Genomic DNA, 21,510 nt, shown 5'->3' with positions numbered 1-21,510 from the left:
ACACCCCCACCCACGCCTTGCCGGACTTTTGGGGTGGGTTCCTCCCCAAAAAAGAAACCCCGGCGCTTGGCCGGGGTTTCTCCTGAGTTAACTTCTAAAGGGGCTTAGAAGTTGTACTGAGCGGCGAACAGGACGCGGTTGGCATCGCCGTCGTCACCGTTGACGTTTTCACGCTTCAGGAACTGGTATTCAACGCCCATCATGACGTTTTGAACCGGAGTCCACTGGTAGTTGGCCATGATTGCCTCGTTGCTTTCGCTCTGGTCTGCAACTGCTGCAGCACCGAGATCATCTTCGGCGTCATCCCAGTCTACTTCGACGATACCGTAGCCAATGTTGATGCTGCGGCCGCCGCCGAGGTTGAAGCCGGCACCGACGGAGCCGCCGTAGCCGGAAACGGACTCGACATCACCGTTAGCTGGGTCAACGTAGGCGCTGGCTGCGCCGAAGTTGTCACCTGAACGATACAGGTAGCTGTTGGCGCCATCAGAGTAACTAACCGTACCCTGGATGGTGATCATGTCGCTCAGCGCCATCTTGGCAGCTGCAAAGGTGGCAAAGCCAAAGGTGCTTTCGTCATCGTCACCGGTGTCATAGCCTACCTGGTGAGCCAGAACGGCCGCCGAGTATGACAGGCCATCGGCTGAATCCTCCAGGCGAGCTGTGAGCGCTGGCAAACCGTCCTTTTGAGCATCGTTAGCCGCGTCTGAGAGGAAAGAGCTATTCGGCTCTTCCAGGGAAACAGAGAGCGGACCTGAGGTGTAACGGGCTTGCGCGGAACGGCCCTGGAAGCCGGCGAGGCCGGGCAGGGAGTCAAAGTCCAGAGTCGACGTGTTGCCCACGAAGCTGGTGAAGTTCGACCAGGTCTGACCCATCAGCACGCCGTTATATTCACCGTAGGCGTGACGCAGGCGAAGTACACCGCCACCGCTGCCGCGGAAGTCGCCTTCAACGTTAATCTTGACGCCCTGAGGTGATACGGTATTTACGCCGATACGGCTCTGGAATGCGTCCGCGCCGAAGTGGCCGTCTGGCGCATCGTCGTTGTTGGCGAGGCCAGCGTATGAGCCGGAACGCGTGCTCAGTGACTGATCGCTGTCAATGTCGTAGGAAGCGTTAAGGCGGCCGTAGCCGTATACGCTCATTTCGTAGTCGCCAGCGTTGAAGCTGACTGCTCCGGCTTGTCCAGCTACCCCCAATACTGCTGCTGCTGCCGTTGCACGAATTGCCATTCTCAGTTTGTTGCTTTGCATCGTTGTTGTCTCCACACATTATTTTTGTTGGACCCACTTCAAAGTAGTTACCAATCTGTGACATTTCAAATAAATTTGCGCATAAATTAGACGAATGTCTATACATGTAATTCGTTGCTTTACAGGCATCTGCGATTCGCAGTTCAGAGTAACGTTGCATTATGCCCCCCAAAAGTACTGATATGAGTGCTATAACGCTCGCTTTTCCCGATATCGGGGCCGTCAGTTGGAAGTCACGGATCGTGACCGGATCGCCGGAATTGATATTATTTTCTGACACGTGGGCGAGGTGATGGTAACAGTCAGGTGTTGCCCGGGCGGATGTGCTCATGCCCTGAGTGGCGTATGATAAATACAGCTTTCTATCTTTGAACCGTTTTAGAGAGAACCCGACCCGATGAACAGAGAACCCGTCAGTCGCGAACTGTTTGATGAAGTCATGGTACCCAACTACGCTCCCGGCTCGATTATTCCGGTGCGCGGGGAAGGCTCCCGTATCTGGGATCAGGAGGGCCGTGAATTCGTGGATCTTCAAGGCGGTATTGCAGTGACCTGTCTTGGCCATTCCCACCCCGGGCTGGTGGGTGCATTGACGGATCAGGCCGAGAAGCTCTGGCACCTGTCCAACGTCATGACTAACGAGCCCGCTCTTCGCCTGGCCAAGACCCTGTGCGATCTGACCTTTGCCGAACGGGTGTTTTTCGCCAATTCCGGTGGGGAAGCCAACGAAGCTGCGTTCAAGCTTGCTCGTCGTTATGCCTGGGAACATTTCGGTCCTGAAAAGAACGAAATTATCTCCTTCACCAGTTCCTTCCACGGCCGCACCCTCTTTACGGTCAGTGTGGGTGGTCAGCCAAAATACCTGGAAGGATTCGAGCCGGCGCCGGGCGGTATTCACCATGCGACGTTTAATGACCTGGAGTCGGTCCGCAAACTGATCTCCAAAGAGAAAACCTGCGCCATCGTGGTGGAGCCGATTCAGGGTGAGGGTGGTGTTATGCCTGCTGATCCCGAGTTCCTGAAAGGCCTGCGCCAGCTCTGTGACGAGAACGATGCCCTGCTGGTGTTTGATGAAGTGCAGAGTGGTGTCGGCCGTACCGGCCATCTGTACGCCTACGAAATGTACGACGTGATCCCCGACATCCTGTCCAGCGCCAAAGGCCTGGGCGGCGGGTTCCCGGTGGCGGCGATGCTGACCACCGCCAAAGTGGCCGCGAGCCTGGGTGTCGGCACCCATGGCAGTACCTACGGTGGCAATGCACTTGCCTGCGCCGTTGCCCAGAAGGTCATCGACACCGTCAGCCAGCCGGAGATTCTCAAAGGCGTCAAAGCCCGCTCCGAGCACTTGCGTAAAGGCATGATGGACATTGGCGAACGTTACGGCGTGTTCAGCGAAGTTCGCGGGGCTGGTTTGTTGCTGGGCTGCGTTCTCACCGAGAAGTGGCAGGGCAAGGCCAGGGAGTTCCTCAACGCGGGTCTGGACGAAGGTGTGATGGTGCTGATTGCCGGCGCCAATGTGGTTCGGCTGGCGCCGTCCCTGATCATTCCGGAGTCTGATATCGAGGATGCCCTGGCGCGTTTTGAAGCGGCCGTAAAGAAGGTGACCAAGACCGATAAATAACACCGCCCCCAAAACAGTCAGCTATCAACAAGGGAGGCCTTATGTGGTTGGTCCGTCCGGTTAAAATGGATGACCTGCAAGGTGTACTGGGCATCTCAGGCAAGCAGGGGGCCAGGCTTTCGTCGACCCTGCCAAAACAGGAAGACGCGTTAGCGGCCAAGATTGAACACTCCGTTCGCTCCTTCGCCGGAAAAAACGGAGCCGGCGAGTCCGCGCGCTTCCTGTTTGTGCTTCAGAACACTGACACCGGCAGAATTCATGGCGTGGCCGGTATCGATGCCAGAGCCGGTAATGGTCAGCCTTTCTACAACTATCGCCGGGATGCGCTGATTCACGCGTCTCACGAACTGGGGGTTTCCCGGCGGGTAGAAGTGCTGTACCCGTCCCACGCACTGACGGACGCTTCACTGCTGTGTGCGTTCGCCATTGATCCCGCGCTGAGGGGCACCGAGGCCTTCGAACTGCTGTCCCGTGCCCGCCTGATGTTTATCGCCGAGCACCGGGAATGGTTCAGCCGCCGCATGGTGGTGGAAATTCAGGGTGTCCAGACCAGCAGCGGAGAAGTACCGTTCTGGGACAGCCTCGGTCGGCATTTCTTCGACATGGATTTTGAAACCGCGGACCAGCACTCCGGCCTGCTCAGCAAGACCTTTATCGCGGAGCTGATGCCGCCGAACCCGGTGTACGTCACCCTGCTGTCCAGCGCCGCCCAGGAAGCGCTCGGCCAACCCCATGAACTCACCAGGCCCACCTACGAACTGCTGGAGCATGAAGGCTTCAGTGCCGGTTGCTACGTGGATATCTTCGATGCCGGCCCGGTGCTTGAAGCCCGTACGGACAGTCTCAGAACCGTGGTCACCAGCCATCGTGCCGTGCTTCATGCAAACCACGATGATGAGGGCGATACCTGTCTGATCTCTGCGGGGCGCGGGGCCACGTTCCGCTGCACCTTGACGCCTGTCGGGGAAACCCTCAGGAAGGAAATCAGGGTGCCGGTGAAAACCTGGAAGAATCTGGAGTGCAGCTCCGGCGATGATGTGAGGATCGCACCGCTATGACCATCCGGAAGCTCATACGTTCAGGGAGGCGTCTATGCTGGTAATCCGTCCGTTGCAGGAATCCGATCTGGATGCGTTGTACGATATGGCCCAGAACGCGGGAAAGGGGTTGACCACCCTGCCTGCCGACAGGGCGTTGCTGGAGCGCAAGATCAACCACGCCAGGGAAACCTTCAACCAGCGGTGTGCCCCCGAAGCAGGCCTGTACCTTTTCGCCCTGGAGGACACCGAGATTGGGCGCTGTGTCGGTATCAGCGGCATCCAGGCCCGGGTGGGGCTGGATGAGGTGTTCTATAACTACCGGCTGAGCGTGACGGTCAACGCCTCGCGGGAGATGGGAGTGCACGTGCGCACACCCACGCTGCATCTTTCCAACGACATGACTGACACCACTGAAATCTGTTCGCTGTTGCTGTCCGACAGCCACAGGGGTGGTGGGAACGGGCTGCTGTTGTCGCGCTGTCGCTTCATGTACCTGGACAGCTTTCACAAGCATTTCTCGGAAAAGGTGTTTGCGGAAATGCGTGGGGTGTCGGACAAGCAGGGGCGCAGCCCACTGTGGGATGCCCTGGGCAGCCAGTTTTTTGATATGGAGTTCAGCGAGGCGGACATGTTGTCGGGTCTGGGCAACAAATCCTTTATCGCGGAGCTGATGCCGAAGTACCCGATTTACCTACCGATGCTGCCGGACGCGGCCCGTGCCGTGGTGGGGCGGGTCCACGACAACACTGCGCCGGCCCTGAAAATGTTGCAGGCGGAAGGGTTCAACTTTAACGGTCTGGTGGATATTTTCGATGGCGGGCCCGTGGTGGAGGCCTTTGTCCATAACATCCGCACCGTCAGGGAGACTGTGAGCCGGCACGTGCTGATCAGCCATAAGCCAATGGATTTGGATGTGGCGGAGTCAGGGCGGGTAATGGTGGCCAACGTCTCGTTCCGGGACTTTCGGGTAACCACCATACCCGCGGAGTGTATCGGGCCCGATACTGTCACCTTGTCCCGAGAGGTTGCGGACATCCTGCTGGTGGAATCCGGAGATCAGGTTCGTCTCGCCCCGTTAAAAGACAGCACATTCAAGATTCAAGTACCGGGAGGTGCACGTTATGGCAAACCTGACAGGTGAATTGTTTATTGACGGGTTATGGCTGCAAGGCCACGGCCGTCAGTTCGAGTCGATCCAGCCAGTCACCGGGGACACCGTATGGGAGGGTGGAAGCGCCAGCCTGGAGGATGTGGATGCAGCCATTCGCGAGGCTCGCAATGCCTTTGTAAAGTGGCGCCGCAAGTCGTTCACTGAGCGTAAGGCTCTGATAGAAGCGTTCGGAGAGAAGCTGGATGAGCACAAGGAAGAACTGGCTCACCTGATCGGCCAGGAAACCGGCAAGCCGCTGTGGGAGTCCCGCACGGAAGTAGCGGCGATGATTGGCAAGATCGCCATTTCCGTGAAAGCCTATAACGAGCGCACCGGCCATTTGGAATCCGAAATCGCTGGCGGCCAGGCGGTGTTGCGTCATCGGCCCCACGGCGTGGTGGCGGTTTTCGGGCCCTACAATTTCCCCGGGCACCTGCCCAACGGCCACATCGTGCCTGCCTTGCTGGCCGGTAACACCGTCGTCTTCAAGCCCAGCGAGTTAACCCCGGGAGTGGCTGAGTTTACGGTGAAAATGTGGGAACTCGCCGGCGCGCCGGATGGTGTGATCAACCTGGTACAGGGCGCAGCTGCTACCGGCAAGTCCCTGGCTCGTCATCCGGGCATTGACGGCCTGTTCTTTACCGGTAGTTCCACCGTTGGTCATTTGCTGCACGAACAGTTCGGTGGTCAGCCGGAGAAAATCCTGGCCCTGGAGATGGGGGGCAACAACCCTCTGATTGTTCAGGATGTGGCAGACATCGACGGCGCCGTTCATCATGCCTTGCAGTCCGCGTTCCTGTCGGCGGGCCAGCGCTGCACCTGTGCCCGTCGTTTGCTGGTTCCCAAGGGTACAAAGGGGGATCGTTTTATTGAGCGATTGACGGAAGTCGCCGCCCGTATCCAGGTGGGTGAATTTGATGCCGAGCCGCAGCCGTTCATGGGTTCCGTCATCTCCGCCGAAGCAGCTGAGAAGTTGCTGGCGGCGCAGGGCAACATGATTGAAAAAGGCGCCCGTTCGCTGCTGGAGATGACGCAGCTCAAGCCCGATACCGGCCTGTTGTCTCCTGGCATCCTCGATGCGACCGGCCTGGATGTAAGTGACGAAGAATTTTTCGGTCCGTTGTTGACGGTCTATCGTTACAAGAGTTTTGACGAGGCGCTGGAGCTGGCCAACAATACCCGTTATGGCCTGTCCGCCGGCATCCTCACTGATGATCGCAAACTCTATGAGCGGCTGGCCGAGGAAGTGCGGGCCGGTATCGTCAACTGGAACCGTCCGCTGACCGGCGCCAGCAGCGCGGCGCCCTTCGGAGGTGTGGGCGCCAGCGGCAACCATCGCCCCAGCGCCTATTACGCGGCGGATTACTGCGCGTGGCCCATGGCCTCGCTGGAAGCGAAGAAGAGTGAGGTGCCGGACAGCCTGGCGCCCGGGTTGAGTTTTGATTAATCAACGAGTGATGGACTGACACATGCCCAAGCACGCGGTAGAAGCCAATTTCGATGGCCTGGTTGGCCCCACCCACAATTACGCCGGTTTGTCCTGGGGTAATGTGGCGTCCAAGTCCAATGTGAATGCTGTGTCCAACCCCAAAGAGGCAGCACTTCAGGGCCTGGCCAAAATGAAGCGGCTGGCGGACCGGGGGTACGTTCAGGGCGTTTTGCCTCCCCACGAGCGGCCCCATATTCCCACCCTGAAGGCGCTGGGTTTCACCGGATCAGACAAGGCCGTGTTGGAGGCTGTTGCCAGGGAGAATCCCTCGATTCTGGCTGCGGCTTCCTCCGCATCGGCGATGTGGACCGCCAACGCGGCCACCGTGTCACCCAGCGCCGATACGTCCGATCATCGTGTGCACTTCACGCCGGCCAACCTGAGTGCCAAGTTTCACCGTTCCATCGAGCATGTGGTGACCGGCAGGGTGCTGAAATCCATTTTTGCGGATGATGCCTGGTTTGCCCATCATCCTGCCCTGCCTTCGGTCAGCCACTTTGGCGACGAAGGGGCAGCCAACCATACTCGCCTGTGCAGCCGTTACGGTGAGCCGGGCGTGGAGTTGTTCGTCTACGGTCAGGTGGCGTTCAACGAACAGGCCCCGGCACCGGTGAAGTACCCGGCGCGGCAATCCCTGGAGGCCTCCCGGGCCATTGCCCGCCTGCACGGCCTGAATGATAGCCACGCGGTCTTTGCCCAGCAGAATCCGGCGGCGATTGATGCCGGCGTGTTCCATAACGATGTGATCGCTGTGGGTAACGCCAATACCCTGTTCTACCACGAAATGGCCTTCCTGGAGGAAGAGCAGGTGCTGGCGGATATCCAAAGCCGGTTAACCGGCGCCGAATTGCAGGCCGTGCGCGTCAGCAGTGCCGAGGTGCCCATTGAGGATGCGGTGAAATCGTACCTGTTCAACAGCCAGTTGCTGAATACCGCTGATGGTATGTTGCTGGCGGTTCCGGGAGAGTGCCGTGAAGTGCCGTCGGTCAGCCGCTATCTGGATGACCTGATAAAAGGCGATAGCCCGATCACCTCGGTGGAGGTGTTTGACGTCAAACAGTCCATGCGCAATGGTGGTGGCCCGGCGTGCCTGCGGTTGCGAGTCGCGCTGAACGACGACGAACTGAAAGCCATGCATCACGGCGTGTTGATGAACGATGCCCTGTATGAGCGCCTGACCAGTTGGGTCGAAGCCCATTACCGTGAAGAGCTGGCGACGGAGGATCTGGCGGACCCGATGCTGCTGGATGAAGTCCGCAAGGCTCTGGACGAACTGACCGGTATCCTGGGGCTGGGGTCCATCTATGATTTTCAGATTTGAGTTGGTTTGTCGGATTACGCCTGCGGCTCATTGTGCCGTTCACCGGTAAATCCGACCTACCTTACGCCACCCAATCATTGCTCCACGTAGGTCGGATTAGCGAAGCGTAATCCGACAATATTCTTAAGAGGCAATAGAAGACGTCAGCATCTCCATCGTGTGACGAATCAGTGCGTCTGCGGAGAAATCCGTGGGCGCGTGCGGGAATTCGTCGCCTTCCCGTTCAGCCATTTCACTCTGGCATAGAAGAATCACGCCATGCAGGGCGCCACGGAGGTAAAGCGCCGTCTGTTCCGGGTCATGAATCCGGTCGCGGTTCATGGTGCCGTCCTCCAGACCCAGGCGAATGGCCCCCACCATCAGATCCATCAGTTCCGATTTCGAGCACAGCATGTCCATGGCCTGCTGTTCGTCTGCTTCCGTCATGGCGGTGGACGCCTTGGTCAGGGCAGAGAAATAGTCCGGCTCTTCCAGGTAAAAGTGGTAGTAGGCTTCGCCCATGGCGGTGATCTGGGCCAGTCCGGTGGTGGCGGTGTCCCGGGCCTGTTCAAAACGACGACACAGACTTTCCCCCGCACGCAACATGATGCTGCGCTGGATCGCCGCCTTGTCCTTGAAGTACACGTACAGCAAAGCCCGGCTCAGGCTGGCAGTGCGGGCGATGTCGTCCATGGATGTGCGGTCGTAACCTTTTTCCGAGAATACCAGCTCAGCGGCATCCAGGATGGCGTCGTAACGGGCCTGCTTTTCCCGCTCCCTGCGTGTTTTCAACTTCTCTCTCATTCTCGTGTCCGGTCGGTGGAAACTGCGCTGTCATCATACCTTATGACAGATAAAAACCGATTATTGACAATTTGTCAAAGAATGACATTATGTCTTTTAGCAACGATTGCTTCCAGGGATTCCGGGGCAGACAAACATTACAAACACGGAAGGAAGGGCCGGCCATGAATCCGAATCGAATCATCATCAAACCTTTTCTGATTGCGGCCGTCGTGCTGATCATGGCGGGCTGCAAATCCCAGGAAACTTCACCTGGGAGCGCTGTTCAGGCTGTCTCCGTTCGAACGGCGGAAGTGGCGGGCGGCCAGACCGAGGGGATTCCACTGAGGTTTTCCGGGATTATCCGTGCCACCCAGAGAGCCACCCTGACATTCCAGGTGAGCGGAACCCTGCGTGAGCGCGATGTGGAGCTGGGGCAGGAAGTCTCCGAGGGCGATTTACTGGCGCGGGTGTACAACCCGGCCCTGGAGCCGGCCCGTGATTCGGCCCGCGCCCGGCTGGACGAACTGAATACCCAGTATGACCAGGCCAAACGGGAGTGGGAGCGCTCCAGCCGCTTGCACGAACGGGGTGTGGTTTCCGAACAGACCCTTGAGCAGCTCGCTGCCCGCCGTGATGGCTTGCGGGCCAGTGTCGCGACCGCCCGAGCATCCCTGGCGGAGGCGTCGCGGTTACTGGAAGAGAGTGTCCTGAAAGCTCCGTTTAACGGCCGGGTGGAAGCAGTGCTGGTTGAACGGGATGAGTTTGTAGCTGCCGGCCAGCCAGTGATCAGGCTGTCTTCCCCCAAAGGGCGGGAAGTGGAGGTCCGGGTGCCGGCCTACATGCTGAGCCACGTCAGCCTGGGGCAACTGTTACCGGTATGGTCGGTCCAGGACCGGAACCGGGCGCCGGAAACCGGTTCCATTGTTGAAATTGCGCAGGCAGGGGGCATGCGGGGCGAGCTGCACCCGGTACTGGTGAGCCTGCCCGCTGATACCCTGGAGCCGGGAGAACCGGTTGAAGTGGGCATCACACCGACCGAGGTAGTAGCCACCACGGTTCCCCTGTTGTCAGTCATGAAATCCCCCAGCGGGGCCAGTGTGTTTCGAGTGGCGGATGGTATTGCGCGCCGCGTGCCAATCAGTGTCCAGCGGGTGATCGGCGAACGCGTGGTGGTGGATGCCGAAGGCCTTGAGCCGGGCGATCAGGTCATATACGCGGGCATGACACGGATAACCGATGGTGACGCCGTGGAGGTGCACTGATGGCTTCCCGCTTGCTGAACTGCCAGCGTTTGCTGGGCATGGTGGTGGTCATGCTGTGCCTGTTGGGCATTGCGGCCTACAGCACCATGCCCCGGCAGGAAGATCCGTCGTTTCCCTATCGTGCCGGGATGGTGACTGTGAACTATCCGGGCGCCAGTGCGGATGCCGTTGAACGCCTGGTACTGAATCCCCTGGCGGATGAGTTGCGGCAGGTGGAAGAGGTGGACTTCACCCAGGCCACCGCGCGAACCGGGGTCGCCATCGTCCAGGTTCGCCTGAACGACACCATATACGACACCGACTCTGCCTGGGACCGGGTACGTCAGGCCATGGACCGGGCCAGGCTCGACTTCCCCGATGATGTCGGACAGATGTCCCTGGACGACCGTATGATCGATATCCCCGCCATCGTGCTGGCGGTGGGCGGTTCCACCTCGGTGACCGAACTGAGCCAGGTGGCTGAACGCCTGAAACGGAACCTGGCGGACATCCCCGGTGTTTCCAGGATTGAACTGGAGGGGGATGCCGACGAGCAGATCACCCTGGCCCTGGACGACGCCGCCATGTTCCGCCTGGGCATTTCCCCGGCCCGGGTTATGGAAACCCTGTCACGGCGAAACCAGACCATTCCTGGAGGCTTTGTGGTGGTCGATGGCCGTCGCATGTCGGTATTGCCCAACAGCGAGTTTGCGGATATCGACGCCATACGCGCGACCCCCATCGAACTCCCGGACGGTTCACAGGTACCACTGGCGGCTGCCGCCGAGGTATGGCGCGGGCCGGAAGAACCGCGGCAACCCGAAACCTGGTTTGACGGTGAGCGGGTAGTGCTGGTCTCGGTCATCATGGAGGAAGACTCTACCGACGCCATCCGCTTTGGTGAGCGGGTGAGGGAACGGCTGGATGCCATTCGTGGTGACTTCGCTCCGTACCAGTTACGGGAAATGTTCTTCCAGCCGGACAAGGTGGAGCAGCGCCTGGATAACCTCGCCTGGAGCCTGGTGTTGTCCGTGCTCATTATCGTGGCGGTGGTGTTTACCGGCATGGGTATCCGCATGGGGATTCTGGTGGCGTCCATCCTGCCGATGGTGGCGTTGATCAGTATTGGCCTGTATGACCTGGGCGGTGGTGTGCTGCATCAGATCGCCGTGATTGGCATGGTGATCTCCCTCGGTATCCTGATCGACAACGCCATCGTGATCGTCGAGAGCATCCAGGGGCATCTGGATAATGGCATGCGCCGGCTCGATGCCCTCAGGCAATCGGTCCGGGAGCTGGCCGGCCCCCTCGGGGCCTCCACCGGGACCACGCTGGCGGCCTTTGCGCCGTTATTGTTGTCCAAGGGTGGTACCGCGGACTTCACCCGGGGCGTCCCGGTGATGATCATGCTGACGTTGTCGGTCAGCTACCTGTTGGCTATTTCCGCCGTGCCATTGCTGGCTGCGCGACTCCTCAAGCCTCGCAAAGCCGTGGGGCAGGGACGCCTGGTTGGAGTAGCACGATTCCTTGGTGGGCTGGTCTATCGTATGCCCGGGAAGCTGATGGTGGCGGGCCTGGTTCTGGTGCTTATCAGCCTGGCATTGACGCCGTTCATGAAGCAGCAGTTTTTCCCCAACGCTGACCGTCCACAGGTGATTGTGGAACTCTATATGCCGGAAGGCACTGACCAGGAACGCACCTCCGCCGTGGCTGCCAATCTTGAGCGGGCCATCCGTGAGCGACCGGAAGCCTTGCGGATTCACCGCTTCACCGGATTTACCGGACCGAGTTTCTATTACAACCTGCAGCGTTCGCCCCAAGCGCCTAACCGGGGTCGCATCGTGGTGTCGACACCGACGCTGGCCGACACCACGAAACTGATTCCGTGGATCCGCGAATACGCCAACAGCCATCTGCCGGAGCTGAACCTGTCCGTGGGTATCCTGGGGCAGGGGCCGCCCCGCGCCGCACCGGTGGAAGTCAGGGTTTATCATGCTGACGATGACACCAGAGCGGAAGCCGTGGAGCGGGTATTTTCGGTTTTGCGACGAGTCGAAGGCACGGTGGACGTGCGTCACGATCTGGATATTGGCGTACCCAGCATTGCTATCAACGTGGATGACGCGAGTGCAGCGCGATACGGTATCAACCGTTCTGATGTTGCCCAGGGGCTTTATGGCCAGAGTTTTGGCGTGGTCGCAGAGCAGTACCGCCAGGAGGAAGATCCTATACCCCTGGTGTTGCGATCCCGGGAAGGTACCGGCCTGTCGCTGTCACGCCTGTTGTCGATCAACATCTACAACGACCAGGGCGACGCTGTGCCCCTGTCGGCAGTGACGTCGGTGGAAACGTCCTGGGAGCCGGCAGCACGCTATTTGCGCAATGGCGTGCGAATGAACACCGTCACCGCCAACCTGCTGACCGGATACAGCTTCAGTCAGGCCCTGCAGGGGCTGGAAGCAGCACTGGAAGACAACCCGCTGCCGCCGGGGACGCGATTGAGTATGGGCGGTGACGCGGAAGGCTCCGACGATGCCAACAATGCCCTGCTGACAACCGCTCCGATCGGCATCTTGCTGTTGCTGTTCTTCCTGCTGATCCAGTTCAATTCGTTCCGCCGCGTGGGCATCATCCTGCTGACCGTACCGCTGGCGACCGTGGGCATCTTCCCTGGTCTGGTACTCTCCGGTTCGCCGTTCGGGTTCCAGTCACTGCTTGGGGTAATTGCCCTGGTGGGCATCGTGGTGAACAACGCCATCGTGCTGCTGGACGTGATGGACCGACAACTGGAAAAAGGTGAGGGCATTCGTGAGGCGGTACGCACCGCAGTGGAACAGCGCACGCGCCCGATCCTGCTGACCACCGCGACCACCGTAGCGGGCCTGCTGCCGCTGGCATTCTCCAGCTCCACACTGTGGCCGCCCATGGCCTGGGCCATCATCTCCGGCCTGCTGGCCTCCACCGTGCTGACCCTTCTGGTCATTCCCTCGGTCTGTAGTAAGGTCATCCGCTACCGGGTCGCCGAACCCGAGAACGCACCGGCATAAACAGATGCAGGCGGGATCAGGCCCCGAGCGTTTGCCGGGGCCTGATCAGCAACCCGACCCGCTGACCCACCGGCACATTGCGGTTGGGAAACACAATCGACTCCGGCGAAGGCCCCACCCGATGCTCCGTCTCCGCATCCTCCCAGATCAGCGTGCCGGGAGCATACTCGGTGAAATTGGATACATCATCCGGAACATGAAAGCGGAAACTGTCGCCGGTATTGATGATTTCATGCACCACTTCGAAGATGGCCAGATGATCGTGAGGCGGCCTGAGCGGAACCGACGGCAGTCCGCTCATACGACGACGCAGGGCATCGCCAATGCCGGCGAACCGGCGCAGATCGTTCTGACCAAACGGCCGAACCTTCCCCAGCTCCACCGTAAAACTCTCCGCCTTCAGCACAGAAGACGAAAACGACGAAAACGTCGTCCCCTCGCGGTGCTGCAACAACAACGTCTCAACCCCGGCCTCCAGCAAAAAGTCACACTGAGCCCGCGGTACTTCCCGCCCTGCCACGAACGGGTACAGCGCAAACTTCTCCCGCCGGGACGGCCGAATCGCCGTATGCAAATCGTAGTGACACAGAGTGTGTGGATGCAACGCAGCAAACTGCCGGCAAGCCTCCTCCAGAAACTGCGCCCGGGCTGCCTCGGGTAAGCCCTTGTAAGCCTCTTTCCCGTGAGCGCCATGAAACAGCCGGTTCATATTCGCATCAATAAACCGATCACCGGCAACCATGGCTGACGGATTGCCCAGAATCAGTAGAACCGGACAGGCCAGCGCCCATTGCCCGTTCAGTAACTCCGTCACCAGTCCGTTCAACACCTCAATGGGCGCGGTTTCATTGCCGTGAACCCCGGCAGAAATGATCAATGCCTCATGGTTGGGATTAGGGCGGTCTTCCGGAGGGCAGAGTTCGAGAACTCCAGTAGCTCGACGAAGGGCGCGAGTGCCATCTGGCAATTGGGTTTTGATTTCGGGAAGCTGGGTGTCGGGGTTGGCGAGCGTATGGCCGAGCCAGTCGGAGTGAGTGTCAAAGAGAGAGCTGTTAGCTGTCATAGAATCCCCGTAAAGAGTCTGAGGTCAGCCGGCGGGGCCGCCTCCCGGGAATCTTGAAGGCCATGGACGGCCTGAAAGAAGCGCAAATGGGTGAGGCAAGCGTTTATGAAGCGAAGCTTCATGCGCCGCCGAACGACCGCAATCTGTGATTGCGGGCCGGACCCGCGTGCGGGTGCTCGTAGCGGTTCCCGGGAGGCGGTCCCACCAGCTGACTATGCACCAATGCTCGTAGCGTCTCCCGGGAAGGGATTAGCTGCCCACCCCGGCACTGAAGTTTAAGAGCTCAAAGGCCGCTGATGCTTCAGCAAATGATTTTCCAGCTTGCGGAACGCAAACACCAGCGCAAACGTCAGCAGCATGTAAAGCAGAGCCACAAACAGGAAAGCATCAAACGGCGCATAAAACCGCGAGTAAATGTTCCGTGCTGCACCTGTAAGATCCACAATGGTCACCACGCTGGCAATCGCACTCGCGTGAAGCATGAAAATCACCTCATTCGAGTACGCCTGCACCGCCCGCCGCGCCGCACTCGGCAACACAATACGCCGCATGCGCAGGAACCAGTTCATGCCATAAGCCTTCGCCGCCTCAATCTCACCATGGGGCGTCGATATAATGGCACCGCGGATAATCTCGGTGGTATAGGCCGTCGTATTCAGAACGAACGCCAGCAGGGCAGGGTAAAAAGGCTCGCGGAAAATCTCCCACCAGAAGGTTTCCTGAATACCCTCAATCTGCGCCAGGCCGTAGTAGATAATATAAAGCTGAATCAGCAGCGGCGTGCCACGGAACAGGTAGGTATAGAGCCACACCGGGCCCGAGATAAAAGGGTTTCTGACCGTTCGCATTATCGCTAGCGGGACAGCGAGCACCAAGCCGATCACCAGGGACAGGAATACCAGTTGAACCGTTGTGACCAGACCATCCCAGTATTCCATGATGGTCATGGCGGTAAAAATATCGTTCTGGTTCAGCCACTGGGCAATAAAATCAGGCATCACTTAACTCTCCTGAACCACGCCGACATTGGCCCGTTTATTGAGCCACTTGATAAACAGTTCCGAGCCTGCCGTCAGGGTCAGGTACATAAGCGCCACCGGTATGAAAAAGTGGAACGGCATCCGCTCCGCCTTGGCGGCTTCCTCGGCCACGCGGACCATATCCGTCAACCCGATAATGGACACCAGGGCCGTGGTTTTGAGCAGTACCTGCCAGTTGTTGCCGATACCCGGCAGGGCATGGCGCAGCATCTGGGGAAACATGATTCGGCGGAAGGTGTGCCAGCGGGTGAAACCGTAGGCGCGGGCTGCCTCTATCTGACCGGATTCCACCGCCAGGAAGGCCCCGCGGAAGGTTTCGGTCATGTAGGCGCCGAAGATCAGTCCGATCGTGAGTACCCCGGAGATGAATGGATCGAACTGGAAGAAAAAGTCGATCTCGTAAGCGTCCCAGATGTAGTCCGAGAGCATGTTCACAACAACCTGACCGCCGTAATAGAACAACAGCATCATGACCAGGTCGGGTACACCGCGGATAAGCGTGGTATAGGCCGTGGCAGCACCTTTGGCCGCCCGACTGTTTGATAGCTTGGCAGAGGCGCCGATCAGCCCAAGGGTCACAGAGAGGACAAGGGAGAGGAAGGCCAGTTCAGCGGTGACAACCGCCCCTTCCATCAGGGCCGGGCCATAGCCTTTCAAATCGAGCATGGGAACGTCCGGTAAGCAGGGGGCGGCCGTTGTGGCCGCCCCGAAGCAATTTTACATCTTGATGTCGTAAGCGAAGTACTTCTTCATGATGGTGTCGTAGGTACCATCTTCCTTAAGAGTGGCCAGGGCCGCGTTCACTTCTTCCGCCAGGTCCTTGTCACGCTTGCGCATCGCAACGCCAACGCCTTCGCCCAGCTTGACCGGCTCCGCCACTTCCTTGAAGCCTTCCTTGCTCAAAACGGTCTGCTCACCCACCGGGTAATCCACGAAGACCACGTCCAGGCGCTGACCTTCCAGATCCAGAACCATGTCGTCCGCTGTGGTGTAGCGCTTGATGGTGACGATGCCACCCAGTTCTTCGGTCACGAAGGTATCCATGGTGGTGCCGCGCTGAACGCCAACGGTCTTGCCCTTCATGGCGTCCTTGTCAGTGACATCGGTGTCGAAGCCTTCAGGGGCGAACCAGCCGCCCGGGGTGTTGTAGTACGGCTCGGAAAACAGTACCCGCTCGGCACGTTCCGGAGTGATGGACATGGAGGACATGATCAGGTCGAACTTGCGCGCCAGCAGACCCGGGATCATGCCGTCCCATGCCTGGATAACGAGTTCACAGTTGGCGTTCATTTCTTCGCACATGGCTTTTGCTAGCTCGACTTCGAAGCCAGTCAGCTCGCCCTTGTCGTCCTTGTATTCGAACGGCTCGTAGGGCACATCAAATGCGATCCGGAGGTTGCGTTCCTGGGCCTGCACGCCGCCTGCGATCATGGCCAGGGCACAGCTTGCTGCAATAATCAGTTTTTTCATGTGTCACTTCTCCAGTGTTTTGCCTTTTGGGCTTTATTTTTTGATGGAAGTTTGTGGTTCCAACTTTTTATTTCTTCACCGGTTCAAGATAGCACCGAGTGTCAGAAGTTGGGAGCCAGGAACTGTTTCATACGTTCCGAGTCCGGATTATCAAACACTTTATCGGGTGTACCCTGTTCCTCGATCACGCCCTGATGCAAGAACAGGACCTGACTTGACACATCCCTTGCAAATGCCATCTCGTGGGTGACCACGATCATGGTGCGGCCTTCCTCGGCCAGGCTTTGCATAACCCTCAGTACTTCGCCGACCAGCTCCGGATCCAGCGCTGATGTCGGCTCGTCAAACAGCATGACCTCAGGCTCCATGGCCAGCGCCCGGGCAATCGCCGCCCGCTGTTGCTGACCGCCTGACATCTGGGCCGGGTAGTAATCCTTGCGCTCGTAGATTCCGACTTTGTTCAGGTAGGCTTCGGCGCGCTCAATGGCTTCCTTCTTGGGAACCTTGAGGACGTTGACCGGCGCTTCAATGATGTTTTCCAGCACGGTCATGTGGGACCAGAGGTTGAAGCTCTGGAACACCATCGACAGCTTGGCGCGGATCAATTCAACCTGCTTGTTATCGGCGGGAATGCGTTCGCCCTTACGGTTCTTGGTGAACCGGATCGGGTCGCCGTGCACGATAATATCGCCGGAGGTCGGGGTTTCGAGCATGTTGATGCAGCGCAGGAAAGTACTCTTCCCGGAGCCGGAACTGCCAATCAGGGAAACCACATCACCTTTACGGGTTTCCAGCGAGATACCCTTGAGCACTTCAAGCTGGTCAAAGGTTTTGTGAATATCCCTGCAGATCAAAGGCGCTTGTTCCGCCATGGGCGACTCCTGAGGCTGTCATTCAAAGGCGCATGTTTTACGGACTGTGGCATCGGAAATCAATACCTCTTTCAAAGGGTTTTGCCGAGAATTACAACAGATTCCGCCAAATCATTGTGTCGCAATGTTGGTGCAATGCAAGTTTTTTGCGTCGGTCGGACGGGTGACCGGCGCCCCCTCTTCTTCAAGGTACTTCAGGGATGTGATGACAAAACGGACGTGAGATGTCGCCGCTTTTTGCGCTGCTGAGGCACGACCGGAAAGAATCGCCCGGTAAAGGCGGCGATGTTGTTTCATGATGGTTTGCCGCATTTCCTCACGAGGGTTCAGGTTGGCCACGGAGGCCTGTACGGTTAACAGCATCATTTTTTTCAATCCGTTCAGAATGTGAACCAGGACCGGGTTGTGGGACGCTTCCACAATCGCCTGATGGAAGCCGTGGTCGGGTTCGGCGTTGCTGAGTGGGTCGGTTTCTCCCAGCCGTTCGAACGCGCGGGTAATCCGTATCCGGTCCATGTTGGTGGCTCGTTGTGCGGCCAGCCAGGCAGCCTGGCCTTCAAGCTGTTCCCGCACCTCAAGCAGATCATAAAGTGTGCGGGAGTGCCCCGAATACAGGTGCATCAGGGGACTGCTGTCATCGGCTTCCGGGCCACCCGGCAAGATGCTGGCCACGAACGATCCCTTGCCGTGGTACGTTTTGATTACGCCCCGGCCCTGCAGCTCATGCAGTGCTTCACGTACAAGGGCCCGGGATACCCCCAGTCGAAATGCCAGCTGCCTTTCTGACGGGATTTTCTGACCGGGTGCCAGGCCGCCGTCGAGAATCAGCTGTTCCAGCCGAAAAGAAATGTCTTCCGATTGAGCCATAACCCGCCTTGTTCCAATCACTACCTGTTGCTGACGAATGAACTAGAGTTGGTATACCTGACAGCATAGTCTCCAAAAACTGGTCAGACCAGTGCTCAATAATCTGGACTAACCTGTGCGTGATCCGGACTATGGAAACAGGCCGAGCGTGAGGACATCAAAACACCTGCGCGACCTCATTTGACTGACATGGGAGTAACCAAGAATGTTAACGATCAATCGACTGGACCTGGCGGATGCGAGACTTCTGATTGAGGGGGCAGCGGAGAAAGCGCGTGAAATTGGCGTCCCCATGTGTATCGCGATAGTGGATGAGTCCGGCAACCTGATTGCTTTCGAGCGAATGGACGGCGGCAAGATCACCAGCGTGACCATAGCGCAGGACAAGGCGTTTACGGCGGCCGCTGCCAAGAAAGCCACCCACGACTACAACAAGGTGAACGTACCGGGCAGCCTGGCGTTCGGTATTCATACCGAAGTGGGCGGCCGGATCAGTTCCGTCGGCGGCGGTTTACCGGTGCTTGTTGACGGCGAAGTGGTGGGCGGTATTGGCCTGAGTTCCGGTACTCCCCAGCAGGACATGGACTGTGCCCAGGCCGGTATCGACCACTTTGAAACCAAACGCGGTTAATGGCTGTCACAGCTGAAGCAACGCACACCCAGAGACTGATATGACGATCAAGCCGAAAGTCAGCAAAGCCGACCTGGCGGAGCAGTTCCGGACGTTCATCGACCCGGAATACGTCATCACTGATGACGAAACCATGAAGCCCTACGAATGCGACGGCATGTCCATGTATTGCGAAATGCCGTTGCTGGTGGTGCTGCCGGAAACGGTGGAACAGGTACAGCGGGTGATGCGCATCTGCAATGAAAACGCAGTGCCGGTGGTGGCCCGTGGTGCGGGTACGGGGCTCAGTGCCGGCGCCATGCCCAACAAGGAAGGCGTGGTGCTGTCGCTGGCCAAGTTCAATCGTATCCTCAATATCGATCCGCTGGCGCGCACGGCCAGTCTGCAACCAGGTGTGCGTAACCTCGCCATCAGTGAGGAAGCCGCACAGTATGGTCTCTATTATGGTCCTGATCCCTCGTCGCAGATTGCCTGCACCATTGGCGGCAACGTGGCGGAAAACTCCGGCGGCGTGCATTGCCTGAAGTACGGCCTGACCGTCCACAATATCCTGAGCGTGGAGATGGTCACCGCCGAGGGCGATGTGGTTACTGTCGGCAGTGATGGTCTCGACAGCTGCGGTATGGATCTTCTTGCACTGATGACCGGCTCCGAAGGCCTGCTGGGTGTGGTCACGGAAGTGAAGGTCAAGCTGCTGCCCAAACCCGAAGTGGCCCAGGTAGTCATGGCCGGTTTTGACAGCGTGCAGAAAGGCGGTGACGCGGTGGGCGGCATCATCGCCCACGGCATCATTCCCGGTGGCCTGGAAATGATGGACGGCCACGCCATTATCGCCGCCGACGACTTTGCCCATGCCGGTTATCCACGGGATGCCAAAGCCCTGCTGCTGTGCGAAGTGGACGGTACCGAAGAGGAAGTACACGAACACATCGCCGAGGCAGAAGAGGTCTTCCGCAAACTGGGCGCCACCTCGGTGCGAACCTCCCAGAGTGAGGAGGAGCGTGCATTGCTGTGGAAAGGACGCAAGTCCGCCTTCCCGGCGGTAGGCCGGATTTCACCGGATTACTACTGCATGGACGGCACCATTCCCCGCCGTGAAATCGCCCACGTGCTGACCGAGATGGAAAAAATGTCGGAAGAATTCGACCTGCGGGTGGCCAACGTATTCCATGCCGGCGACGGCAACTTGCACCCGCTGATCCTGTTCGATGCCAACGTACCCGGCGAGTTCGAGCGCACCGAAGCGTTCGGCAGCAGCATCCTTTCCCTTTGCGTGGAAGTGGGCGGCTGTATCACCGGGGAACACGGTGTGGGTGTGGAGAAAGTCCGCCAGATGGCCGTGCAGTTCAACGACGAAGAACTGCAGCAGTTCCACGATGTCAAAGCCGCGTTCGACCCCAAGGGCATCCTGAACCCCGGTAAAGGCGTACCGGCTTTGCGTTTCTGCCAGGAATACCGCTCACTCGAATACAAACTACACAAGCACGACCATACGGAAGCCGCCCATGGCTGATCATCTCCAGACACTCCGCGAGCAAGTGCTCCAGGCCCGCGATGGTGGGCAAAAACTCAATATCGTTGGTGGCGGCACCAAGGCCTTCATGGGCCGCGCAGCCGACCCGGATGCCGGTATCCTCAATGTGGGGGAACACACCGGAATCGTCGATTACCACCCGGTGGAGTTGGTGCTCACCGTTCGTGCCGGCACCACCCTGACAGAAATCGAAGCGACCCTGGCCGAAGAAGGGCAGGTGCTGCACTTTGAACCGCCCCATTTTGGCGAAGGCTCCACCATCGGCGGCACCCTGGCCTGCAACCTCTCCGGCCCCGGCCGCCCCTGGGCCGGCTCCGTGCGCGACCAGGTGCTGGGTGTACGGCTGATCAACGGCAAAGGCGAACACCTGCGCTTTGGTGGCCAGGTGATGAAAAACGTCGCCGGTTATGACGTTTCCCGCATGCAGGCCGGCGCCATGGGCACCCTCGGCGTGCTGACCGAAATCAGCATGAAAGTCATGCCCAAACCGGCCGCCACCCTGACTTTGGTTCAGGACATGGCAATGGACGAAGTCATCCACTACATGAACAGCCGCGCCGCCGAACCCAAACCCATCACCGCCGCCTGCTGGCTTGACGGCAAAGTCTACCTCCGCCTGTCCGGCGCCCGCTCGGCGGTAGAAGCCACCGCCCAGAAATGGTCCGGCGAGGTAATGGAAAACGGCGACCAGTTCTGGCGCCAGATTCAGGACATGCAGCATGAATTTTTCACCGGTGACGACCCGTTATGGCGCTTCTCCGTGGGCTCCACTGCTGCTAATCCAAAGCTCGACGGCCCCTGGCTGATCGACTGGGCAGGCTCCCAGCGCTGGTACCGGGGCGATGCGGAACTGGAACAGATGGAAGCACTGGCGAAGGATGCTGGGGGACAGGTCAGCCTGTTCCGTGGCGGTGACCGCGAGGGTGAAGTGATGCATCACCAGCCGGATGCCCTGAAAGGCATACAGCGCCGCGTGAAAAACTCATTCGATCCCAATGGCATATTCAACCCAGGCCGGCTCTACGGCTGGTTGTAAGACTGAAACTAAAGTCCGACCGGGCGCGGAGAGGGCCTGCCGAGATGTCCGGGAAGTGAGTGGCTGCCCC

Annotated in this window: 18 protein-coding genes; 10 read left to right on the top strand and 8 right to left on the bottom strand. The window is 58.9% G+C overall.

What is annotated here, in order from left to right:
- Window positions 1–104: 104 nt before the first annotated feature.
- Window positions 105–1,253, bottom strand: a complete 1,149-nt coding sequence (locus tag ACJO5Y_RS12320; RefSeq protein WP_406987547.1) for a DcaP family trimeric outer membrane transporter — start codon at window positions 1,251–1,253, stop codon at window positions 105–107.
- 397 nt (window positions 1,254–1,650) lie between these two features.
- Between ACJO5Y_RS12320 and ACJO5Y_RS12315 the strand changes: the two genes are divergently transcribed.
- The 5 genes from ACJO5Y_RS12315 to astB are packed head-to-tail and all read left to right on the top strand — an operon-like array spanning window position 1,651 to window position 7,874.
- Window positions 1,651–2,874: an aspartate aminotransferase family protein gene (locus ACJO5Y_RS12315; protein ID WP_406987545.1), complete on the top strand. Its 1,224-nt coding sequence runs from the start codon at window positions 1,651–1,653 to the stop codon at window positions 2,872–2,874.
- Between the two features lie 41 nt (window positions 2,875–2,915).
- Window positions 2,916–3,932, top strand: a complete 1,017-nt coding sequence (gene astA, locus ACJO5Y_RS12310; protein WP_406987543.1) for an arginine N-succinyltransferase — start codon at window positions 2,916–2,918, stop codon at window positions 3,930–3,932.
- Window positions 3,933–3,966: 34 nt separating this feature from the next.
- On the top strand, window positions 3,967–5,055 hold the full coding sequence (gene astA, locus ACJO5Y_RS12305) for an arginine N-succinyltransferase (protein ID WP_406987541.1): 1,089 nt from the start codon (window positions 3,967–3,969) through the stop codon (window positions 5,053–5,055).
- Entirely contained in the window at window positions 5,036–6,511 is a 1,476-nt protein-coding gene (gene astD / locus ACJO5Y_RS12300) for a succinylglutamate-semialdehyde dehydrogenase (protein ID WP_406987539.1), read from the top strand. The genes astA (ACJO5Y_RS12305) and astD overlap by 20 nt, the downstream gene beginning before the upstream one ends.
- A gap of 22 nt (window positions 6,512–6,533) precedes the next feature.
- Window positions 6,534–7,874: an N-succinylarginine dihydrolase gene (astB, locus tag ACJO5Y_RS12295; protein ID WP_406987537.1), complete on the top strand. Its 1,341-nt coding sequence runs from the start codon at window positions 6,534–6,536 to the stop codon at window positions 7,872–7,874.
- A 123-nt stretch (window positions 7,875–7,997) separates the two neighbouring features.
- On the opposite strand, the gene ACJO5Y_RS12290 is transcribed toward astB, so the two are convergent.
- Complete coding sequence (locus ACJO5Y_RS12290) at window positions 7,998–8,657, bottom strand: TetR/AcrR family transcriptional regulator (protein ID WP_406987536.1); 660 nt, start codon at window positions 8,655–8,657, stop codon at window positions 7,998–8,000.
- Between the two features lie 164 nt (window positions 8,658–8,821).
- Here ACJO5Y_RS12290 and ACJO5Y_RS12285 point away from each other — a divergent pair, with 164 nt between their 5' ends.
- Window positions 8,822–9,901, top strand: a complete 1,080-nt coding sequence (locus ACJO5Y_RS12285) for an efflux RND transporter periplasmic adaptor subunit (protein ID WP_406987534.1) — start codon at window positions 8,822–8,824, stop codon at window positions 9,899–9,901.
- Window positions 9,901–12,927 carry an efflux RND transporter permease subunit gene (locus ACJO5Y_RS12280; RefSeq protein WP_406987533.1) on the top strand — a complete coding sequence of 1,009 codons (3,027 nt, stop codon included), beginning with the start codon at window positions 9,901–9,903 and terminating at the stop codon, window positions 12,925–12,927. Before ACJO5Y_RS12285 ends, ACJO5Y_RS12280 begins: the two co-directional genes overlap by 1 nt.
- Before the next feature lie 16 nt (window positions 12,928–12,943).
- Here the strand turns inward: ACJO5Y_RS12280 and ACJO5Y_RS12275 are convergent, their stop codons facing one another.
- The 6 genes from ACJO5Y_RS12275 to ACJO5Y_RS12250 form a co-directional block, all read right to left on the bottom strand.
- The gene (locus ACJO5Y_RS12275; protein WP_406987531.1) at window positions 12,944–13,990 is read right to left on the bottom strand and encodes a succinylglutamate desuccinylase; all 1,047 of its coding nucleotides are present in this window, start codon (window positions 13,988–13,990) and stop codon (window positions 12,944–12,946) included.
- Between the two features lie 275 nt (window positions 13,991–14,265).
- On the bottom strand, window positions 14,266–14,988 hold the full coding sequence (locus ACJO5Y_RS12270) for an ABC transporter permease (protein ID WP_406987529.1): 723 nt from the start codon (window positions 14,986–14,988) through the stop codon (window positions 14,266–14,268).
- Window positions 14,989–14,991: 3 nt separating this feature from the next.
- Window positions 14,992–15,696, bottom strand: coding sequence for an ABC transporter permease (locus ACJO5Y_RS12265; RefSeq protein WP_406987528.1), 705 nt, complete (start codon window positions 15,694–15,696; stop codon window positions 14,992–14,994).
- A 51-nt stretch (window positions 15,697–15,747) separates the two neighbouring features.
- On the bottom strand, window positions 15,748–16,500 hold the full coding sequence (locus ACJO5Y_RS12260; protein WP_406987527.1) for a transporter substrate-binding domain-containing protein: 753 nt from the start codon (window positions 16,498–16,500) through the stop codon (window positions 15,748–15,750).
- A 101-nt stretch (window positions 16,501–16,601) separates the two neighbouring features.
- Window positions 16,602–17,372: an ABC transporter ATP-binding protein gene (locus tag ACJO5Y_RS12255; protein ID WP_406987526.1), complete on the bottom strand. Its 771-nt coding sequence runs from the start codon at window positions 17,370–17,372 to the stop codon at window positions 16,602–16,604.
- 111 nt (window positions 17,373–17,483) lie between these two features.
- A complete protein-coding gene (locus ACJO5Y_RS12250; RefSeq protein WP_406987524.1) occupies window positions 17,484–18,239 on the bottom strand; it encodes an FCD domain-containing protein in 756 nt (251 codons plus the stop codon).
- Window positions 18,240–18,444: 205 nt separating this feature from the next.
- Here ACJO5Y_RS12250 and ACJO5Y_RS12245 point away from each other — a divergent pair, with 205 nt between their 5' ends.
- Genes ACJO5Y_RS12245 through glcE form a run of 3 tightly spaced genes read left to right on the top strand, consistent with a single transcriptional unit; the run spans window position 18,445 to window position 21,440 of the window.
- The gene (locus tag ACJO5Y_RS12245; RefSeq protein WP_406987523.1) at window positions 18,445–18,870 is read left to right on the top strand and encodes a GlcG/HbpS family heme-binding protein; all 426 of its coding nucleotides are present in this window, start codon (window positions 18,445–18,447) and stop codon (window positions 18,868–18,870) included.
- 40 nt (window positions 18,871–18,910) lie between these two features.
- Complete coding sequence (locus tag ACJO5Y_RS12240; RefSeq protein ID WP_406987522.1) at window positions 18,911–20,383, top strand: FAD-linked oxidase C-terminal domain-containing protein; 1,473 nt, start codon at window positions 18,911–18,913, stop codon at window positions 20,381–20,383.
- A complete protein-coding gene (gene glcE, locus ACJO5Y_RS12235) occupies window positions 20,376–21,440 on the top strand; it encodes a glycolate oxidase subunit GlcE (RefSeq protein ID WP_406987521.1) in 1,065 nt (354 codons plus the stop codon). The genes ACJO5Y_RS12240 and glcE overlap by 8 nt, the downstream gene beginning before the upstream one ends.
- Window positions 21,441–21,510: the final 70 nt, after the last annotated feature.

Origin of the sequence: Marinobacter alkalisoli, from assembly GCF_045449855.1 — a bacterium.
GTDB lineage: Bacteria > Pseudomonadota > Gammaproteobacteria > Pseudomonadales > Oleiphilaceae > Marinobacter.
Note: the sequence above shows the minus strand (reverse complement) of the source record. Positions and strands in the feature narration are given on the sequence as shown.